The following is a 19,222-nucleotide window of genomic DNA, read 5'->3' as shown; positions in this document are numbered from 1 at the left end:
TTACACCACCAGCTTAAGGAATATTTCTTCTAGTGTATCGTTATCTATTTCAAATTTTAAAATATCTACATTATTTTCTAATGCACTTGCTAATAGCATATTTTTATTGACGAGAATATTATCCACTTCGATTTTCACAGTAGTACCGACTGCCTCTGCACCTTTAACATAATCCAAACCTTTCACAATCTCCAGCCAGCTGAGACTTGCAGAAGTTATTTCCATTAAGATGCTATTGCGGCTGTGCTTATTCAATAAGGCTTCTTTTTTAGTATCTTCAATCTTTTGGCCATCCTTAATAATCACAAATCTTTCACAGATATCTTCTGCATCATTTAAGATATGTGTCGACAAAAGAATGGTGGTGTCTTTTTTGATAGCTTGAATGATATTGATTACCTCTCTTCTGCCAATGGGATCTAATGAGGATACAGGTTCATCCATCACAATAAGAGAAGGTTTATGCAGCAAAGATTGGGCAATTCCCAATCTTTGTTTCATGCCGCCGGAAAATGTTCTAACCCGAGCGTTGCTGTCTTCCTTTAAGCCAACTTTAGTTAAAAGGAGCGGTATCTCCTTTTTTAACGCCTCTTTTTTCATTCCTGACAGCTCTCCCATAAACATCAGTGTTTCAAATGCTGTCATCCATGGAAAGAAATTTGGATATTGAGGCAAATAACCGATTTCCTTTTTCATATCCGTAATTTTCTTTCCATTAAGAAATACTGCTCCCGAACTTGGATGAATAATATCTGAAATGATTTTAATTAAGGTTGATTTACCAGCTCCGTTTGGCCCGATTAAACCCACACATTCCCCAGCTTGCACTTCCATAGAAAAGTTATGGACAGCTGTTTTGTTATTAAAATTCTTTGTTATATTTTTAATTTCTAATTTCATACTCTGTTAGTCTCCTTTCTACTTAATACAAAATAAAGGATTGGACCGAATAGGTTAATAAATATAATGAGTAGTGTCCAAATTAATAAATGTTGCCGGTTTTCTCGGTTACGATATAAATCGATTAAGGCAATAGCAATTAGGATAAAGTTTATAAAAACGAACGGCAATACAATAGGCAAAATCGAGAAAAAATCAAAATCCTTTATATCATTTAATCCATAATGAAGATTCAAAATCTTACTCCTCCTTATATATTTTTATTATCATTATTGATAACGATAACATAAGTTTTTAAATATTGCACTATTTTTCCATTTTTATTGTCGTTTTTATTATTATTCTTTATAATGATAACATTATCAAAATGGTGAATATATCACGTACAGATTGGAGCAGGTTATGGTAAATAAAGCGGATGCATTAATACACCCAGTAAGAATCAAAATTTCACAGGCTTTAATGAGAAGTGGTGAAAATGGATTAACACCGTTAGAGATGGTGAAAATGATTAAAGACGTGCCTCAGGCAACGCTGTACCGGCATATTCAAGTATTGCTGGATGCAGGAATTATTCGAATTGTGAAGGAAAAAAAAGTCCGATCTGTCGTAGAAAAATATTATGCATTAAACGGAGAGGAAGCAAAATTAAGTCCAAGTGAATGGAAAGAAACTTCTAAGGATGACAAGATAACTTATTTTTCTTACTATCAGCTCTTCCTCCTAAATCAATATCAGAGCTATTTAACAAAATCAGAGGAAAATGGCAATGCGGAGGATCCGACCTTTTCTTTTGTAGAAATGAAGCTTGATACACAGACCTTTCATGGATTTCAACAAGAACTCAATGAATTAATGGTTAAATACTATAACACCTCATTAAAAAACGATAATAGTGAACCTACTCGCACTGTAGCTATTACAATCATACCAGAATCTTAATACTGGCAATCAAAAAGGATAGAGGCACTAACGCCTCTATCCAAATTAACTATCTAAATAATCACACAGCTCAATTAATGTTCCATTCGTCGAAGCTGGGTTCAGATAGATTAGCCGTCTTCCTCGTAAGTTTACTCTCCGTGTATCCTCCAGAAAACGGATGCCTTTTTGGCGTGCTTCTTGGATGGCATCATCTAGGTTATCGACACGATATGCAAGGTGATGCACCCCTTTGCCTCGCTGCTTTATAAAACGTGCCATTGGCGATTCCTTTGTTGTCGGTTCTAGTAATTCAATGACTTTGTCTGCGGTTTTGACTACTGCGACATGCACCTCCACTCCTTTGGCGTCACTTGTGTAACGGTCCTCCAGGCTTCCGTTTAATACATCCAGGTAAAAAGGCAATGCATCGTCTATGCTTCGTACAGCAATTCCGACATGATCTAAAATATAATTCAAAAGAAGTCCTCCTGTTACTTAATAGGTATGCTTTGATTCATTATACACGAATCTATTATGTTCTTTGCATCCAAGCTATTAAAAAAGACAATCGGAATTAATCGATTGTCTTTAGGAATAACGTCTCATTAATTCATCTATGTATGCATTGCCGCGGGGCGTCACTACTGCTTCCTTTAAGAATACAACGAGCACTTCGCCATGTGCGCCTCTTGCGTATTTTACGTTTGCTATAATACCTTCGTTTTCCATTCTTTCTACTTCTGCATTAAACTCTTCAGGAGAAACGATACCAACATCTTTTGGCATTGGTTCGCGCCCCTCTAATAATCCTAGAAGTACAGCAAATCTTATTGGTATTGCATTGTCTGTCATGTGTAGCACCTCCGCTTCATATTATACGCAAATACTGTGTGGATGTCTTATGATTCGATTTGGTGCTCCCGTAAATAATAAAACGGCTGCAGATAACAGCCGTTTTGTGCTTTCTTTATACTTTAAATTTACTTACCGTTTCTTGCAGCTCTTCTGCTAAACGAGATAGAGTGATGCTTGATGCCTCAATTTCTTCCATGGAAGCTAATTGTTCCTCGGTAATGGATGAAATATTTTGTGTGCCTTCAGAAGATACTTGGGCAATTTCGGAGATTACCTCAATAGAGCCAACTACTTGTTCTGCTCCTACTAGCATTTGCTGTGCTGCTGCAGATACTTGGCCAATTTGTTCGGCTACCTCACTAACTGACCCTTTAATTTCAGCAAAAGAGTTGCCTGCAGTAGAAATAGCGGTGATTCCGTCTGTTACTTCTGCTGTTGCTGCATTCATCGTTTGGACTGCTTTTTCTGTTTCTTTCTGGATAGAAGTAATCAGCTGGCCAATTTGCTGTGCGGAAGAGGCAGACTGCTCTGCAAGCTTGCGCACTTCATCAGCTACAACAGCAAATCCTTGGCCATGCTGTCCTGCTCTCGCTGCCTCTATTGCTGCATTAAGGGCAAGCAGGTTAGTCTGGCCAGCAATATTGGTAATAACATCAACGATTTCGCCAATCTGCAAGCTTCTAGCGCCTAACTCTTTAACTACTAATGCTGCGTCATTAACAGAATGATTAATAGAATTCATTTGGTTTACGGCTACTTGTATCGCCTGTTCTCCGTCTGCTGCATTAGTCGAGGCGTTTGCTGCTGTTACTGTTACACTTTGTGCATTTGCTGCTACTTGTTGTATTCCTGCAGATACTTCGTTCACTACTGTTGAACTGTCATTAACACTTTCTACCTGCTTTTCCGTTCCAGCAGCAACATCTTGTACAGTAAGCGTTATTTGTTCAGATGCTCTGCTTGTTTGTTCTGCACTTGCACTCAGCTCGGCACTAGAAGAAGCGAGATGCTCGGCACTGCTTTTAATATGATGAATAAGGGAGCGCAGATTTTGGATCATGTCATTAAAGGCAGTCTCAACATCCTTCATTTCATCTTTCGTCTGTAAATCGAGCTCTGTTTCTAGGTCCCCATCTGCAACATGTATAGTTACTGCTTTTAATTTTTGGACTGTGCTGCTGATAGACAGATAGAATCCTACAAAAATATAAATGGTCAAAATAAATATCAGCACAACTACTGCAATAATGGCCGCTTTAGTAAGCTTCAAGTCTTTAGCCTGCTGGGTCATTATGCTGTTCAATGCTTTTGTTTCCAGCTCATACAGTTTAAAGCTAGTGTCGATTGTTGCTGTTGCCATATTATAAAACTCATCCGTATTAACAGTAATAGAAGTATTAGTACTAAATTCTTTTTGCACAAACTCTAAGAATTTATTTGTTTCTTCTAATGTACTTTGACTTGCCTCGCCTAGACTGTTTTCTAGAGATGGCTTATTAGTAAAAATGATAGCTTTCCCGTGCTCAAGCAGTTCAAGTGAATTCTGAACAGAGGCATATAAGGAAACTAATTGAATTTTTTGGTCATCGGTGATTTTTTGTTCTGCGGCAATACTCATCCCAACAGCTCGGATTTGCCCAAGATGTTCTGTCAAATTAGGCAATGTAGTTGTTACATCGTTAATAATGTAGTAATTTTCTGGTGCTTTCGCTAAGAATAATTCTGATTGGTCCCCAACCTCGACCATAAAATCTAAAATATTGCCTAAATAATCAATATGCATGCTTGTTGCTTCCTGTAAGTTCAGGCTCTCAACATCTGATTGAAGTGTATTCCACTGTTGTTTCATTTTTGCCCATTGATCTGACACTTGGATAGAACTGCCTGTTCCTTTTACAAATGCATCCATGTTTGCAATGTCTTCTTGAATTTCCGCTTGCTTTTCTTCTAGCTTAGGCTTGTCTGAAGAATCGCCGCTAATGACACTTACGGAAATAGCGCGGTGCTGCTGAACATCCTGCAGGAAATCCTTCAACAGAGTATTATACTCCGTACCTACTTGTCTTTTTTGAATAGTGTCGATTTCCTTATTCGTTGTGCTTAACAGCATAAAGCTCATAATTAAAATTGGTATCCCTAAAATCCCGCCGATTACAGCAAATTTTTGTATATATTTAAGTCGGTTCATCAGCGCGATGATTGGTAAAAAAATCTTCAAAAGTATCCCCCCTATAATATAGATAATCTTTAATAAGGGAGTAATTCTCTCCAGTAAGCTTATTAAAGATGAACAAAGTATATATCGGTTTCACAGAAGGATACTCGATGAAAACAGCGAAAAATAAGAACAGATTCCTATATAGGAATAAAAAATAGGACTGAATTTAATCAGCCCCATCATTTTTCTTTTCAAGAAAAGACAATCTGTGAAATTTATTAATATATGTAAATAATTCTTCTCCAGTTATCTGTTGCATGCCAGCAAGAGGTATATACAGTGCCTTGTATTTTTCCGGTACCCAAATGTACGTGTGAATATAATCAGTAGTAAGAAAGCCGCATGATTGCCAAAATTCTATTCTTTTTCGATTATCTGCTGTTTCCGCTGACTCCGCCTCAATAATGAAGGTCTTAATTCCATCTGCCCCAGCCTTTTGCTTTAAATACTCAACAAATTGTCTGCCAATCCCTTGATTACGTTCTTTTTCTGATACGGCCAAATAATCAATAATCATGATCTGCTCTTGATTAAGCTTACCAACGAGCGCCATGGCAATTGCCTTCGATTCGTTATAACCGATATAAAGCTCGGCAATCCCTTTGGTGAGCATATTTTGAATGATTTTAACTGGCTTTGCTCCCTTTTCACCAAATGCCTCTGCATAAAGTGGCCCGGCATCCTCCCAAAGCTCCTGATCCCATGTGGACGTTGTTTTTATTTTCATAAAGTAATCTCCTTACTAGCCTTTTTTATTATTTTACACGAAAACAAATATAGCATCCTTGATTTACTCTTTATGATAATATATATGTAAATAAATTCCTGAAAATTAGGGCAACTTTCAGGTGAAAGGTGTTAGAAATATGTTAACTAATGAAGAGTTAAAGGCTATTAAGGCTCTCCAAGAAATTTGCGAAAGTATTGATACATGTCAGCTCAAGCTAAATTTTGATATGCTTGAGAACAGATCTGGTAACACAAAGGAAGACTATTTTCATTACGAAAAAGACAAGCTGGTCGGATTTCTTGGCAGTTATGGTTTTGGTAATAAAGTTGAAATTTGCGGCATGGTTCATCCGAGTTATCGACGGAAGGGGATATTTTCTACACTATTAACAGAGTGTATGAAAGACTTAAAACGCCGCAATGTTCATACCATCTTATTAAATGCTCCTTCAGAATCTCAATCAGCCAAAGATTTCTTAAGAAACCAATCTTGTTCCTTTTTTATGTCAGAATACCAAATGATGTGGCAAAATACGGAGTTATCATTAGATGACGGAGTAGTTCTGAGGCCATCTGATTCTCCAGCAGATTTGGAAGCAGAGGTACAGCTTGATATTCTGGCATTCGGATTGGAAGAAAAAGAAGCCCGTGAATATAATAACCATTTGAAGGAAAGTAACACAGAGCAGCACTATATCATTGAAGTAAATGGAACAACAGCAGGAAAAATGAGGGTAGCGGAATCAAACGGAGAAGCTTGGATTTATGGGTTAGCGATATTTCCTGAGCTTCAAGGCAAAGGTATCGGCAGAAAGGCTTTATCAAGGATAATAAAGATGGAAAGTCAAAAAGGTTTACCCATCTTTCTCGAAGTAGAAGCGAAAAACGCCCATGCGCTTAAACTCTATCAATCATGTGGTTTTAGAAGCTACCACTCTCAGGATTATTATAAATATCAAAACTAGTTAAAAGGCTCAACGTGATAGTTGAGCCTTTTCTTAAAGGACCTCTCTTTATAAAAACTCCTTCTTATATAACCTATCTTTGCAAAAAACATAAAGCAGTTTACCACGCATTAAAACATGTCCGCTGATACGTTTACCCTTGTCATCAACAAAAGTTACGTTACCAGCCGGAATAATCGTTTGATTGCTAATGTTATAGCGCATCAACGTATCACAATCAATTTCTACAAGCAAGTCTTGTTGGTCAAATAGGAATTGCTGAAATGTGTCATCCCCCTCTACTACATAGCATGCCGTTTCCATAAAGTCTTTGAGCTGAACGAGCTTATATTGATCATAGTAGTAAAAGTTAACTTCTTTAGAGCTCACGATATTCATGGCATAGCAATCTGCCATTTCATATTCTTTTGCTCCCCATAATTTCTGTCCGCTTTTTGAATAGGCGGCAAGTCCGTCTGCGCCCATTGGCTCGAGATCGTCAATTGCTCCAAAGATACCTTCATCAAAATAACTTACCCAAATGGTATCAGTTTCGTCTATCTGCACTTGACTAATACCGTCACCAAGAAGGAATGTATCCATTAATTGTCCTTCCAGATTATATATTTGGGCGTTTGGTTCCATTTTTGCTCCGTCTGTGCTGCATCTGCCTTGGACAAGTAAAAGGGAGCCGTCCGAAAAAATATCTGCATCTGTCGGAGAAATCGGTATATTTTTTAATTCTATTTTTCTTACGTTTCCGTCTTTTATTAATGTTATCGTACAATCTTGATTAGAAAGGGAAAAATCTATTTCCTCCTGATGATGTGTTTCTATTAGCAGCAAAGCACCATCTCTTGTTATTTGCCCATTAAACCATTTCGTGCTAATAGGGTATGTGCTACACATATCTAATCGAATTTCCTCTATTTTCATCACCTTATTTCCCTGTTTTTAAAAAGCTATTGTATCTCTGTTATTTTCCCATGAACAACAAATCTGCCTTCATTCGGGTCTGACAGATTGCTGCATGTTGATAATGTGATAATCTGGTCTTGTTCATTTAATTCTACGTTTGTTGGAAACGCAGATTTTGCTGAAATAGTTTGCAGGAAATCCTTGTATTGTTCATCTGTAGAAAACTCTGTTTTTAAATAGTCGAATTCGGTGGTTGTTGCATAAACAGAGAAAATTTCGACTTCGTAGTTTCCGGCCTTCGTTTTATACTGGAAGGTATGGTGCTTGGAAAAAAAGTCTTCATCTAAAAATTTCTCTAACTCGCCAAACATTGACCCATTTTTCATTTCATGACCATAGATGATGGTATGAAGATTGTCTGCGCCTTGCTTGTTTCGATAATCCATAAAAATACTTCCTGCTTTTGACTCTTCTTTTTTATAATTCCGATTCAAATAGTATTCATTATCCGTGCTTTGTAAAATCGGATAATCTATTTTTGTATCATCTATCGTTATCCACCCGATAATATCTTCATTGATTTCTGTCATGCTTTCAAGTGGATCTGCTGCATTACTTGTCGTGCTTGCGTCTTTGTGATACACTTCTTGAATTTCTGCCATTATCTTATCATTTTTCACATAGCCGTACACAATATGACCAATCTTAAATAGGCTAAAAAGAAAGACACCGATTGAAAGAATAAGCACGATTTGCTGCAGCCAATTGGATTTTTTTTGCTCAATGATCGTCAAATTCACTCCACCTTTACTGCTTTAAATGAAAGATGCTCCCATAAAGCTAATTCTTTAGGGGAGCAGTGTTGTAATTATTTATTGGTTTGCTCGTTTCATTTTTCGCTTCCAGAATACAATGGAAGCTGCTACTGCTGATGCTAATAATGTGCCTACATATAGGAAAATATTCGTATTATCCCCTGTTTGCGGGTTTTTCACAGAATTTGTGTCTGCTGTTTTGCCCGAATTGTTCACATTTTCGTTGCTGCTGCCAGTAACAGGTGCTGCTTCTTCCTTGTCCTCCTTATTTATATTATCATTGTTATCCTCTGTATTTTCTTCGTTATTATTGTCTGAATCTACTGGTGCTGGGTTATTACTGTTATTTTCTTCGTCGTTATCAACTGTTTCATCTGGATTAGAAGGAACTTCAGGAGTGTTGTCTTCTTCTGGTTCTTCTTTTTCAGCTGAAACTTGAAGTGCATTTTCCCCATAAACGATTTGATAGTTTTCAGGAAGTCCTGTTATTTCTACAGAAGCAAATTTGCTGTCACTCGCTAAAGTGCTGTAGCTGATAATATCTGCATCTGCTGCAGGTACATAGCCATCAGTAAAGTTTAGCTTCAATGTACCGCCAAACGCTGCTTCTCCGTCAATTTTCAAAACTTCTTCCTTGCTGCCAATGTTTAATTCAAGTGTACCACTATCTGTTTGGGTAAAGCCTTCTCCGATTGTGATACTGCCAGTTATATTTTCATTCATTGTACCGCCGTTATTAACAACTTCACCAGCACCAAAAGCTGTGCTTGAGTTTGCGATAAGGGAACCTTCTTCCAATACTGTTCCACCGGTATATGTATTGTTGCCTGTTAATGTTAAGGCTCCTGTTCCATCCTTCGTTAGACTGCCTGTTCCAGAGATATCATTTTTCCAGCTGTCAGCAGCATTGAAGCCGCCAAGAGAGCTGTCCATCGTTACATTAACATCTGTTTCAAATGCATCATATCCTCCTGCTGCTGCAAAAAGATTCAAACGGCCCCAGCCTTCACTGTCGTCTAAAACAGGGTAACCAGATGGCAAGCCTGTTGTATACAGCACCCAGCGGCGTTGCATGTCATCTAAATATGGGAAGCGAGTTTCAAGCAATACTTCAGCACCCTTTGGCACTACCATTGGTTTTGTTGTGTCGCCAATTTGTTGGAATCCGTAAGTAAGACGCTTTGTATAGTTTTGTTTATTTGTTTCGTAATCACTGTAAGCATCATATGAAGTGCCTTCTTGTGTTAGTAGCACTTCATGTGCTTGTTTGTATGCTGCGTCTTTTACACTTTTGTTCGCAGGATCATTCAGTGCTGCAGCTGCGACAGCTGTTGACATCACTCGGCCGCCGATTACATCCAGTGGTGAATGCATTCCAGCTACGATTCGGCTGTTGCCAAGCTCTGATGCTCTTGTCATCATTTCTTCAAAGCGTTCTGGCACTGCATAAGCAAGTCCGTATGATGCTAAATATGCTGCATTTGTATGTCCGCTTGGAAAACCGCCATCACTAGATGGGTCGTCCTTTTTAACGGGAACAAGTGTCGGCATTATGCTTACATCTTCACTCCAACGGAACGGGCGTTTATAGCTATAGTAAGCTTTTGCTGAAGAGGTAGAAGCTCCTGTCCAGCGGATTGTATTAATCAGGTTTACCATACTTCCAAGACTGGAATCAGTATCTGCCCAATTGCCGTTGCTGTTTCCGCCGTCTTCATATTTCACACTTGTCGCATCTTGAGGAATTTCATCTGGAATCGTTGTTCCAGCGTTAGACCCTGCTTTAAAATTATCTGCATAAGGCCCAAGACCTGTGATCACACTATAGTTTTGATTGCGGCGATCACTTAAGTAAGCATCTTTTGCTTCCGCTTCTGTGCGGTTTTTTGTAATGGAGATAGAAGTATCGATATTATGTTTATGTACACTCTCATTTAACACTGTTCCGTTATCCCATGAATCTCCCGGCTGCCAAATGTCTAAAAACTTCGAGAGGACACCAATAGAGGAGTTTGTCTCAGGGGTCATGTTTGAACTTTCATTACTGCCATATACGTCTACATAGTATCCGTAAGCTCCCGGTTTTGGTTCAATTGCAGAATGATCAGTTGCTGCAGAAGCGGAATAGGCACCTTGTGTAGTTAATAGTGTTGTTAATAATAGAATCGGTATTTTCGACTTTTGATTTTTCTTATTATCCTTTTTTACGCCTTTATTCGACAAATTCATTCACTTCTCTCTCTGTATTTTTACTTTCATCGTTAGTTTAATGATAGATTGTAAATACAGTGTGAATTTATCGCTAATAAACGTATAGTTTTTTTAAAATGTTGTATATTTTTGTATTTTTTTGGCGAAAGATGAAACCTGTCTGTATACGTTCATTTGTGAAAATAAAAATAGAAGCCTGCAGCTGCAAGCTTCTATCATTAAATCAGAATTTGAACTACTGACCCTAAAATTATGGTAGCCAGCACATACACGAATACTGCGGCAACGCTTGTCCCTCCTAGTTGGGACAATTCCTTTTTGCGTTTCTCTGTGCTTACGTTTTTTTGGGATGCTACTGCTTTTTTTGCTTTTTCTAAGTAAAAATAGTTAACAAAAACCGTTAATCCTAACCAAATAATCATATCAACGAGTCCAATTGCCGATAGCTCGTCACCAATTATATTAACAATAAGCTCTAAAATAAAATAAGCTGCCAAATAACCGTATGAAAGCCTATACATTTTGCGATAGGACATCCAAAATGGACCAAAAAAGAAGCATGCCCAATTCCACGATAATTTGGAACGGCGGTCAGACATGCCATACCATCTTTTTTTATAACTGCTTTCATATTTCGCTCCAACGAATGATTGCAAATCTTCTTTCGTAGTTGCGTCTAATTCTGCCAGAAATGCCAAAGATTTCCCCTCTTTCTTCTCTTATGTATAATCAAAATATTTACTAGTCTTTCTACCCTATTATAATATAAATTTCCTATTGAAGCGCTTTTCAAGTATAACAAAATAAAATAAAAAAGAAGCCTGTACGGCTTCCATTATTTATCCTATATCGTCAGGGCCCCATATCGCCAGTTCATCACCAGGGCATGCAACAATTTCCCAATACTCACCATCACTGTCTCCAAAAAAACCTGCTTGCCAAGACTCATACATATTATCATGACCACATATGAACAAAACCTCTCCAGTCTCAAATGTCAGCAGCAAATGAGGAATTTCATCATGTAAGGAAACATCTGCTATTTTCATCAAGCTAAGTTCACAAAGGATTTTACATGCATCTTTGGCGTTTCGTTTTGGCAAGTCATCAAAGACAGGAAGTGTGTCAGCCTTAGATTGGAGGATGGCAAACTCGCTTTCAATTGTAATATAAATCTGGCCATCACCCAATCGTTTCGAATTCGTTTCACTTTCTGTGAGAAGGAGCTTTGGACCGTAAAAGCTAATCCCTTCTACTGTTGCGCCAATAAATAAATATTTCAGCAGTTTCTCAGCACTTAACTTATCTTCTTTGTTCATATGTGTACACCCTCTCTCCTTACATCATTTTATCATTAGTGTTCGATCCATTCCTCAAAGGATAAGTTTACAGGCTCATCTAACAGTTCTTCTGTAAAATCCATGTTTGTAGTAGGAGTATGTTCATCTACCTCTTCAAATCTAATTCCATCTACCCAAACACTGCCATTCCCTGAAAGTAAAACACCAAAGGCAATTACTGCACTGTTTTTTGGAATATCTAGTACGATGGAGTAGTGATTCCATTCCGTGTCGCCAGTAATCGGTCGATTGCTCATATTATCAAACTGTAAAACATCGCCAAGCCTATCATCGATTCGCATCCATAGACCACAGGATATATCAACATCCTTCGTTTTAATAAAACCAGTCAGCTTTAATCTTTTGTTAAGATATTTATCTGCTTTAAACTGCTGCATCATGGTTGCAAAATCTTGTGAGGCAGAAGGCTGAATTGCTTTCAAACAGCCTGATGCTTTGCCTTTGTGAACATTTTTCCTGTCGATCGCCATTTCATAATGAAAAGGGTTTGATCCGCTTAAATTCCAGCCTTTTAATAATTGACTATCTTTCATGGTTATTTCCTCCCTTTGTAGTGTAAGCTTGCTCATGAGTTTCCGATATTGTCCTGGCGGTATTTGATAATATTTTTTAAAGGAGCGTGTAAAGGATTCTTGTGACTCAAAGTGATAGTAAAAGGCAATATCAATTATTTTTTCATCTGTGTAAAGAAGCATATGGGCAGCGTTGGCAAGCCTCCGGTATCGAATATATTCAGAAGCGGAGACGCCAATTTCCTTTTGAAAAATGCGATGAAAGTGATATTTTGAAAATCCTGCTTCTTTAGCAAGAATACTTAAAGATAGTGGTTCATGGATGTTCGTTTCAATAAACTCGACTGATTGCCGTATCATTTGACTGTACATCTCTTACCTCCCTATAGATAGAATAGCAAAATCACCAGCCGTTTTTTTGACATTTATTGCTTTTTTCTGAATAAGAAAAAGAAAACAGCTAAAATTAAGAAGACATTATGTTAAGGATTGATACTATGAAGAAAAACAGATGGATTGTTGTTTTAATGGCCGTTTTACCATGGATGTCCCTCCCGCTAATGGGAAAAAACATTTTTAAGAAATATGCATTAGCAGCGCTTACGATGAGTACATACCTTGTACTTGAAGGGAGATTTGCTGAAAAAAGAAAATGGTGGTGGTTTCCTTATAATGTAAGACCAAATGTATTAGCAGAGTTACCTTTAATATTTGGACCATTTTTCATTGGCTCCATCTGGATTTTAAAATACACATTTGGAAAGTTTAAGCTTTATTTTTTAGTGAATCTTATAATAGATTCCCTGTTTACATATATAGGGATGGATTTGTTCAAAAAAGTTGGTTATGTAACCTTAGTCAGATTAACTAAATTTCAATTATCTGTTGTTTTCTTAATAAAAACCTTTTTGTTGTATGGATCTCAGCTACTTTACGGAAGCCTGTCTAATCATTTTAAAAAGAACTAAGGAGCAAAGCAATGCTTTGCTCCTTAGTTCTCTTTATAGCAATCCGTATTTCTTAAAACTGTTATAAATACCATGTTCATCATGAGTATCTGTTATATCATCGGCTGCAAGTTTCACTGGTTCTTTAGCATTACCCATTGCGATACCGTATTGAACGTATTCAAGCATTTCTAAATCATTTAGGCCATCGCCATATGCAAATGTGTTTTGTTTGTCAATCTTCAAATGATTTATGAGTATCTCAATTGCCGTAGCTTTATGAATGCCAGGAACCGATAATTCCCCGCTGTTTTCACCAAAGATTGGGACTGTACTTGAAATGACCGTAAACTTAGCTTCAAATTCTCTGCTGATCTCTGATATAGGCACATCCGAACCTAAAAATGATATTTTATTTATATCATCTCTAATTGGATTTTCTCCTTCTATCAGGCAGTCATGAAATGGCTGCAATCCTTTCTCCACTTCTTCTCTTGCATGTGGATTTTCCATTAAGAAGTTATCAATAATCTTCCGTATATGAGCTTTGCAGTTTTTACTGGCAAATAAGCCGCCATTTGACTCTAAATAATAATCAATTCCATGCTCATCGAAATAGGCTACAAGATGCTCTACATCCTCTGTACTAACTCTTTCATGCAGCAATACTTCTTCGTCTATTTCAATATATCCGCCGGCTGCGCCAATAATGCCGTCGAAGCCGACTTCTAGTATTTCCGGAAACAGTTCTGCTTTAGACCGGCCCGTACAAATAAACACTAAATGGCCGTTTTCCCTTGCTTGCCTGACTGCCTGTTTTGCTGAATCTGGAATGATGCCATGATCATTAACCAATGTTCCGTCAATATCCATAAATATGATTTTTTGCATGTGTGCACCTGCCTATTATTCTATTGAAATCGCTTTTAATTTTCAAAATCATTAGCTATGAAATAATAGTAGCAAAAATGGCTAATCAGCACAATGTAATATTTATTCCAGTTTGTCCTTATAATTCTGTACAGCTTCCAAAATGGTAGCTATCACAATCTTGTGGTCTGTCAATTGCGGAAAATGACCGCTGTTTTTGGCTATTATTTGTTTGCTGGTTTTCGCTAATGTCAACAATTCCAGTTGATTTTCTTGTCTTCTTTTTAGTGCTTCCTTTGGGATAAGTCTGTTTGCCTTTCCCCCTGTTATGACATATAACGGGATTTCAGGAAATGAGGGATGCTCGTTAATCTGCTGTATTGTCTTTTTTACAAAATGAACTTCATCGAACTTTTTATGTGCTGACAAAGTATCAAACCTTGACAGCATTTTATTAACTGATTTAACAATCTTTCCATAATGTTCATCCAGCAGCATATCATTCGGATGGCTGGCCTCTAGAAAGACAACTCCGTAAACTTCATCAGGATAGAGCCGTGCATATAAATTGGCATATAAACCGCCGAGGGAATGTCCTACAAGCAAGTATGGCGGCTTTATGTTGAGGACCGCTAAAGCTTCCCTGAGTGTTTCAATTATTGTAATTCCATCTTGATTTTCTTTCGGTTTTTCACTGTCGCCCACACCTAGACGGTTATAAGCAAAGACAGCAGACATTTTAGAGATTTCCTTGATGATCTTCATCCAGCCTTCAATCGGGCCGGAGCCGCCGTTCATTAAAATAATATTCGGCTCTCCTTTTCCAGAAATAGAATATTCTATTATTCCTTTTGAAGTCGGTACCTTTTCTTTTTTTGTCTGCAAGCCAAAAACACCTCACCCTTATCGTTTTGTAAAAGGATTAGAATTGTAAGTTGTATAGTAACTATACGAAACAGAATAAACAAAGTTCCGTAAAATGAATTTTTAATAATTCCTAATTGCTTTGTTTAATAATTTATTAATATATGTGAGTGCGTAAAATTATTTGCTTAATAAAAATAAGAAGCAGCGCGCTGCTTCTTAGATCTTTAATTTCATTGTTCCTATCTCTTTTAAGCCTGCACGTATTAACAAAAATACTGCGACCCATGATGCTGCCATCAGGGAGAGCTGTCCATAAGGAAACATCCAAGGAGCGTCAAAATCCCAAAAAGCATGCAATAGCACAACTAAGATAAATACTCGTAAAAACCGGAAGCGCATGAGCATGCTCAGTTTAAATGGCTCGTCTCCCTGCACCCTGCAAAAGGCAGCTCCTGCCAGTGCAGACCAAGCAACATGTCCGCCTGGAGCAAGAATCCCTCTCCATAAAATCGTATAGTACAAATGCGATCCTCCGCCGGAAAGCAAAGCTCTTAACGCATATCCTGCTGTTTCAAATGCTGCAAATCCAACACCGACAGCAGCACCAATAAGCAGTCCATTAAGAATAAACCGGTATTTTCGGTAACGGACAAATGAAATAACTGTGATCGTTTTGGCAAGTTCTTCGACAATTCCAGTTGTTATTGCATTAGACGTATTCCGCAATATATCAAAAAATAATAATGCAACAAGCATCGAAAGAATTCCGCCTAACAAAACAATGTACATAATTCTATAAAAGGCAATATTTTGGGGAGCATTCATCTCCCAAAAGAAAATCAATGTCGTGAATGGAACAGCAAAAGACCCTGTTAAAATCAATCCGGGGATAAAGTTAGCATTTTTAAAATAGCTGACACCTATGTAAAAACCTGCGAATGTAAGAAGAGCGATTATAAATACCCTTGCAAACAGCCACGGTTTAGGCCATGTATCTGTCACTTCCGTAATCTTTGGTGTTGTCAGTGCCGTTCCCACAATAAACAGCCGTTCTGCTTCCAATTCACTATGATCATGAAAAACGCGGGAAAAGATATTATGGAATTTAGGATTAACAGAGCGTTCTCTTTTCGGTACCATGTCTACATAATGGGCAAATTCGTAAAAAAAGCTATTGTCATCACCCATCGTATTGTCCTTGATGAATTTTTCACCACAGTTAATGCAGAACTTCACACCATCTGGATTCGTATACACACATTGTGGACACTTCAAATACCTTCCCCCCTCATACTTATTGGATTCACTACCAAAAAGTATTTACCAAAGCAGGCAGAATTATTTGAAAAGGAGTATTTAGTAAGATATTTAATGTTTATTTTATTTGTACATGGGTATTATAAAACTAATCATGATTTACCGAAAATATATTTCATTACCTTTTGAAGCCTTCCCATTCATTTGGGAAGGCTCTTTTTCTATTTATACCCCTTCTATATCTGTTACCTTGTACAAATATATTTTCCATACTGTATTGTTCGATGTAAATTGACCGTCAAGCTGCAGGTGATTTTCAGCAGCATTCTCAATGGGCACAGCAGAGAAAATATAGCGTCCGCCCATTTCTGCAAAATGCTCCATATTTAATTCTAAGTTCTTAATTTTTTTAGTAGATGTTTTTTCAAACATATAATGTTTGCCCAGCTCAGCTGTGAATATATAGCAGCGCCCGCCCCATTCATCAAAATAAGTCCGAATTGTTTTGTTTTTTGCCAGCTCATGCTCCATGATTTTCCGAAAACTATGCTTATAGGCTAGCGAATAAAAATTATTATATGTATCAATAGTGTAAAATCCGTTATATTGGGAGACAGCCGGATGCAGCCCAATGCTTGCGACACGATAATCCTCTTTAGGTAAACCAATATGTGCTTCAATATCTGCGAATACATCTTCCGCATAAAACTCTTTAACAGTCGGCTTATCATGATAAATAATTTCATCATTAAAAGCAAACAACAGCAAAATCTGACCGATTAGCAGAAATTTAACTGTCCCTTTCCATTTCGGCGAGCTCTCTATTAGGATTTTCAAACCGAGAGCAAAGCTTACGTAAATGACTAAAGGCCGTAAAAAATGAAACCGGGCAAAATTAAAGGTATCTAAAAACTGAAATCTCTCTGTTAATGGCAACCAGCCTCGATAAAACCAGAAAGCATACCATGCTGAAAGAATAAAGTTGAGAGCAAACAGCCATATAAACAGCCGTTGACTGCGCCACTCTTTGTTTTTAACAATAAGGAGGAGAGAAAGAATGATGGCTGCCAAAACAAACAGCCCATGAACGGTCATGACATGGTTATGTCCGAAGACAAAGTTTTTTACGGTCAGTTTCAGCGAATGAGCAAACGTAAGTCTTGCATGGAAGTACTCGTCCCTGCTTGTCTGTTCCTGCTCGAATAAAAAGGAGTATACAAGCCGGTATTCAACGATTAAAAACACAAAGCTTATATAAGCAATCCCAAGCAGGAAGGGAATATTCAAAGTTTTTTTCCTAATGGCCTCATACAGCCAAAATAAACCGATTGCTGCTAAAAAGAAGAAAAAGCCAAGAACAATACTCGCATAAAATGGCACTAATGTTAATGTGAGATAGTTTTTCCATGACCGCTCCCCATTGCGGATATTTAACAATGCCCATAGTACGAGCGGCATTCCTAATGTACTCAGCATGCCCGACGGCCAAAACGGTGTTAACGCAAAGGCCACAGCTGCCCCAACTGTAATAAAACTAAACTCAGGATTTTTAATAATATGCTTTTTTAAAAGCAAGTACATGCCGATAAAGGCAACAACCCTTGTTATTGCTTGGCTAAGTGTATAAGCAACCATTGTTGGAAAGAATTTATAAAGCCAAACAATCAGCGTAAATTCCGAACCGAAAGCATTACGTGGAAGCCCATTGATGATTTGCGGTGTAACAGCATCCAAAGTGCCGATGAGCTCACCGCTATTTGCGAGCACTTTATACCATGCCAGATTTGAATCGAGATTATCATGGACCCGAATATGGGCGTTTTCCCCAAGCACAATTAAGGGAGATAAATACAGAGCTAGTAAAATAAAAGCTCCTGCAACTAATTTTTGCTCATGCTTGAGATTTGAAAAGAACAAGTGTATCACCTCAAAATAATCGCTAATGTTATTTTTATCCATAAAAGGATAATTATAACCTACTTATAGATAACGACTTTGTTCTCCTGTTTGTTTCATAAAAATTTACAAAAATACAAAAAGACCTTACAGATTGTAAGGTCACAAATACTTTAAGAAACAATATTATATCTCTTCAAAAACTTCCTGCCTGCCCAAGCAAATATCCGGTCCATTGAAAAGCCCATCAATCCTAAGACCACTAGACCAACAAAAATCCAATCTGTTTGAAAATATAATCGTGCATTCCAGATCATAAAGCCTATCCCTTCATTGGCTGCAACCATTTCGGCGCCAATGATTGCCATGAAGGACGAACCCATCGCAAGCTTTGCCCCTGTAAAGATAAAGGGAATGGCTGCTGGAATGACAACATATCGCAATACTTGCAGATCACTTGCTCCCATGCTTTTGGCAGAACGTATTTTATCCTCAGAGATGGAAAGCACTCCAGTCAGTGTATTAATCGTGACAACAAAAAATGTAGCATACATAATTAAGAATATTTTGGATTGCTCGCCAATCCCAAACCAAAGCATAAATAAAGTAATAAATGCAAGTGGCGGGATAAAACGGACAAAATTTATCACTGGTTCAACGAGAGCACGAACGGTTTTATTGCTGCCGATAAATAATCCCAGTGGAATCGCAACAATATTTCCGAGAAGCCAGCCTATCAGGACCCGGACTAAACTGTATGCCATATAAATGAATAAGGACCCATCACTACCAAGTTCGATAGCGCCGCGCAATGTAGCAAGCGGACTTGGTAAAAATTGCGGATCAGAGAAATATGCAGCAATTGTCCAGATGAGCAGCAGCCCTATCCAGGTGATTATCCCTGTTTTTAAAATCTTTCTCCAGTAGGCTTTTACAGGCAGTTTCTTCACTGTTGGCTTTATATTTATTTCCTGCTGAATGGTCGTTTTCATTCTTAA

General features: G+C 37.8%; 20 protein-coding genes. 3 read left to right on the top strand and 17 right to left on the bottom strand.

Translation table 11 applies throughout. The features are described from left to right. Positions 1–900 (bottom strand): ABC transporter ATP-binding protein, encoded by a 900-nt coding sequence (locus MKX82_RS24630; RefSeq protein WP_341080838.1) that lies wholly within the window; start codon positions 898–900, stop codon positions 1–3. Next, complete coding sequence (locus MKX82_RS24625) at positions 897–1,136, bottom strand: PLD nuclease N-terminal domain-containing protein (RefSeq protein WP_251645884.1); 240 nt, start codon at positions 1,134–1,136, stop codon at positions 897–899. Before MKX82_RS24625 ends, MKX82_RS24630 begins: the two co-directional genes overlap by 4 nt. 166 nt (positions 1,137–1,302) lie before the next feature. On the opposite strand from MKX82_RS24625, the gene MKX82_RS24620 reads away from it, so the two are divergent. After that, positions 1,303–1,842, top strand: coding sequence for a helix-turn-helix domain-containing protein (locus tag MKX82_RS24620; RefSeq protein WP_341080834.1), 540 nt, complete (start codon positions 1,303–1,305; stop codon positions 1,840–1,842). Positions 1,843–1,887: 45 nt separating this feature from the next. On the opposite strand, the gene MKX82_RS24615 is transcribed toward MKX82_RS24620, so the two are convergent. From MKX82_RS24615 to MKX82_RS24600, 4 genes are all read right to left on the bottom strand, one after another. Then, positions 1,888–2,301, bottom strand: a complete 414-nt coding sequence (locus tag MKX82_RS24615; RefSeq protein WP_233315301.1) for a VOC family protein — start codon at positions 2,299–2,301, stop codon at positions 1,888–1,890. A 111-nt stretch (positions 2,302–2,412) separates the two neighbouring features. Then, on the bottom strand, positions 2,413–2,676 hold the full coding sequence (locus tag MKX82_RS24610; protein ID WP_233315302.1) for a hypothetical protein: 264 nt from the start codon (positions 2,674–2,676) through the stop codon (positions 2,413–2,415). A 115-nt stretch (positions 2,677–2,791) separates the two neighbouring features. Next, positions 2,792–4,897, bottom strand: a complete 2,106-nt coding sequence (locus MKX82_RS24605; RefSeq protein ID WP_341080833.1) for a methyl-accepting chemotaxis protein — start codon at positions 4,895–4,897, stop codon at positions 2,792–2,794. A gap of 166 nt (positions 4,898–5,063) precedes the next feature. After that, positions 5,064–5,624: a GNAT family N-acetyltransferase gene (locus tag MKX82_RS24600; protein ID WP_341080832.1), complete on the bottom strand. Its 561-nt coding sequence runs from the start codon at positions 5,622–5,624 to the stop codon at positions 5,064–5,066. Positions 5,625–5,763: 139 nt separating this feature from the next. Between MKX82_RS24600 and MKX82_RS24595 the strand changes: the two genes are divergently transcribed. Beyond that, a complete protein-coding gene (locus MKX82_RS24595; RefSeq protein WP_341080831.1) occupies positions 5,764–6,591 on the top strand; it encodes a GNAT family N-acetyltransferase in 828 nt (275 codons plus the stop codon). A gap of 48 nt (positions 6,592–6,639) precedes the next feature. Here MKX82_RS24595 and MKX82_RS24590 read toward each other — a convergent pair whose 3' ends face one another. From MKX82_RS24590 to MKX82_RS24565, 6 genes are all read right to left on the bottom strand, one after another. Continuing rightward, on the bottom strand, positions 6,640–7,509 hold the full coding sequence (locus MKX82_RS24590; RefSeq protein WP_445738855.1) for a hypothetical protein: 870 nt from the start codon (positions 7,507–7,509) through the stop codon (positions 6,640–6,642). A gap of 23 nt (positions 7,510–7,532) precedes the next feature. Next, a complete protein-coding gene (gene srtB, locus MKX82_RS24585) occupies positions 7,533–8,282 on the bottom strand; it encodes a class B sortase (protein ID WP_341080830.1) in 750 nt (249 codons plus the stop codon). 78 nt (positions 8,283–8,360) lie between these two features. After that, positions 8,361–10,532 (bottom strand): phosphatase PAP2 family protein, encoded by a 2,172-nt coding sequence (locus MKX82_RS24580; protein WP_341080829.1) that lies wholly within the window; start codon positions 10,530–10,532, stop codon positions 8,361–8,363. 200 nt (positions 10,533–10,732) lie between these two features. Beyond that, on the bottom strand, positions 10,733–11,212 hold the full coding sequence (locus tag MKX82_RS24575) for a DUF2628 domain-containing protein (RefSeq protein ID WP_341080828.1): 480 nt from the start codon (positions 11,210–11,212) through the stop codon (positions 10,733–10,735). Between the two features lie 141 nt (positions 11,213–11,353). Continuing rightward, complete coding sequence (locus tag MKX82_RS24570) at positions 11,354–11,833, bottom strand: hypothetical protein (RefSeq protein WP_341080826.1); 480 nt, start codon at positions 11,831–11,833, stop codon at positions 11,354–11,356. Between the two features lie 35 nt (positions 11,834–11,868). Then, positions 11,869–12,759: a helix-turn-helix transcriptional regulator gene (locus tag MKX82_RS24565; RefSeq protein ID WP_233315310.1), complete on the bottom strand. Its 891-nt coding sequence runs from the start codon at positions 12,757–12,759 to the stop codon at positions 11,869–11,871. A 125-nt stretch (positions 12,760–12,884) separates the two neighbouring features. Here MKX82_RS24565 and MKX82_RS24560 point away from each other — a divergent pair, with 125 nt between their 5' ends. Further along, a complete protein-coding gene (locus tag MKX82_RS24560; RefSeq protein WP_233315311.1) occupies positions 12,885–13,355 on the top strand; it encodes a hypothetical protein in 471 nt (156 codons plus the stop codon). Between the two features lie 33 nt (positions 13,356–13,388). Here MKX82_RS24560 and MKX82_RS24555 read toward each other — a convergent pair whose 3' ends face one another. The 5 genes from MKX82_RS24555 to MKX82_RS24535 form a co-directional block, all read right to left on the bottom strand. Further along, positions 13,389–14,225 (bottom strand): Cof-type HAD-IIB family hydrolase, encoded by an 837-nt coding sequence (locus MKX82_RS24555; protein WP_233315312.1) that lies wholly within the window; start codon positions 14,223–14,225, stop codon positions 13,389–13,391. A 102-nt stretch (positions 14,226–14,327) separates the two neighbouring features. Beyond that, positions 14,328–15,089 carry an alpha/beta fold hydrolase gene (locus MKX82_RS24550; protein WP_251645910.1) on the bottom strand — a complete coding sequence of 254 codons (762 nt, stop codon included), beginning with the start codon at positions 15,087–15,089 and terminating at the stop codon, positions 14,328–14,330. Positions 15,090–15,287: 198 nt separating this feature from the next. Beyond that, positions 15,288–16,346, bottom strand: a complete 1,059-nt coding sequence (locus MKX82_RS24545) for a PrsW family glutamic-type intramembrane protease (RefSeq protein WP_233315314.1) — start codon at positions 16,344–16,346, stop codon at positions 15,288–15,290. Between the two features lie 207 nt (positions 16,347–16,553). Beyond that, a complete protein-coding gene (locus MKX82_RS24540) occupies positions 16,554–18,287 on the bottom strand; it encodes a DUF6044 family protein (protein WP_341080822.1) in 1,734 nt (577 codons plus the stop codon). A gap of 110 nt (positions 18,288–18,397) precedes the next feature. Further along, a complete protein-coding gene (locus MKX82_RS24535) occupies positions 18,398–19,216 on the bottom strand; it encodes an ABC transporter permease (protein WP_233315316.1) in 819 nt (272 codons plus the stop codon). Positions 19,217–19,222: the final 6 nt, after the last annotated feature.

It is taken from the genome of Niallia sp. FSL R7-0271, from assembly GCF_038005785.1.
GTDB lineage: Bacteria > Bacillota > Bacilli > Bacillales > Cytobacillaceae > Niallia.
The sequence above is the reverse complement of the archived record's forward strand: the minus strand, read 5'-3'. Positions and strand labels throughout refer to the sequence as shown.

Bases quoted from the DNA above. Each gene is read 5' to 3' on its own strand.
- MKX82_RS24540 (WP_341080822.1), bottom strand. From the start codon at position 18,287: ATGGATAAAAATAACATTAGCGATTATTTTGAGGTGATACACTTGTTC.
- MKX82_RS24560 (WP_233315311.1), top strand. From the start codon at position 12,885: ATGAAGAAAAACAGATGGATTGTTGTTTTAATGGCCGTTTTACCATGG.
- MKX82_RS24535 (WP_233315316.1), bottom strand. From the start codon at position 19,216: ATGAAAACGACCATTCAGCAGGAAATAAATATAAAGCCAACAGTGAAG.
- MKX82_RS24580 (WP_341080829.1), bottom strand. From the start codon at position 10,532: ATGAATTTGTCGAATAAAGGCGTAAAAAAGGATAATAAGAAAAATCAA.
- MKX82_RS24630 (WP_341080838.1), bottom strand. From the start codon at position 900: ATGAAATTAGAAATTAAAAATATAACAAAGAATTTTAATAACAAAACA.
- MKX82_RS24565 (WP_233315310.1), bottom strand. From the start codon at position 12,759: ATGTACAGTCAAATGATACGGCAATCAGTCGAGTTTATTGAAACGAAC.
- MKX82_RS24600 (WP_341080832.1), bottom strand. From the start codon at position 5,624: ATGAAAATAAAAACAACGTCCACATGGGATCAGGAGCTTTGGGAGGAT.
- MKX82_RS24595 (WP_341080831.1), top strand. From the start codon at position 5,764: ATGTTAACTAATGAAGAGTTAAAGGCTATTAAGGCTCTCCAAGAAATT.
- MKX82_RS24570 (WP_341080826.1), bottom strand. From the start codon at position 11,833: ATGAACAAAGAAGATAAGTTAAGTGCTGAGAAACTGCTGAAATATTTA.
- MKX82_RS24555 (WP_233315312.1), bottom strand. From the start codon at position 14,225: ATGCAAAAAATCATATTTATGGATATTGACGGAACATTGGTTAATGAT.
- MKX82_RS24620 (WP_341080834.1), top strand. From the start codon at position 1,303: ATGGTAAATAAAGCGGATGCATTAATACACCCAGTAAGAATCAAAATT.
- MKX82_RS24610 (WP_233315302.1), bottom strand. From the start codon at position 2,676: ATGACAGACAATGCAATACCAATAAGATTTGCTGTACTTCTAGGATTA.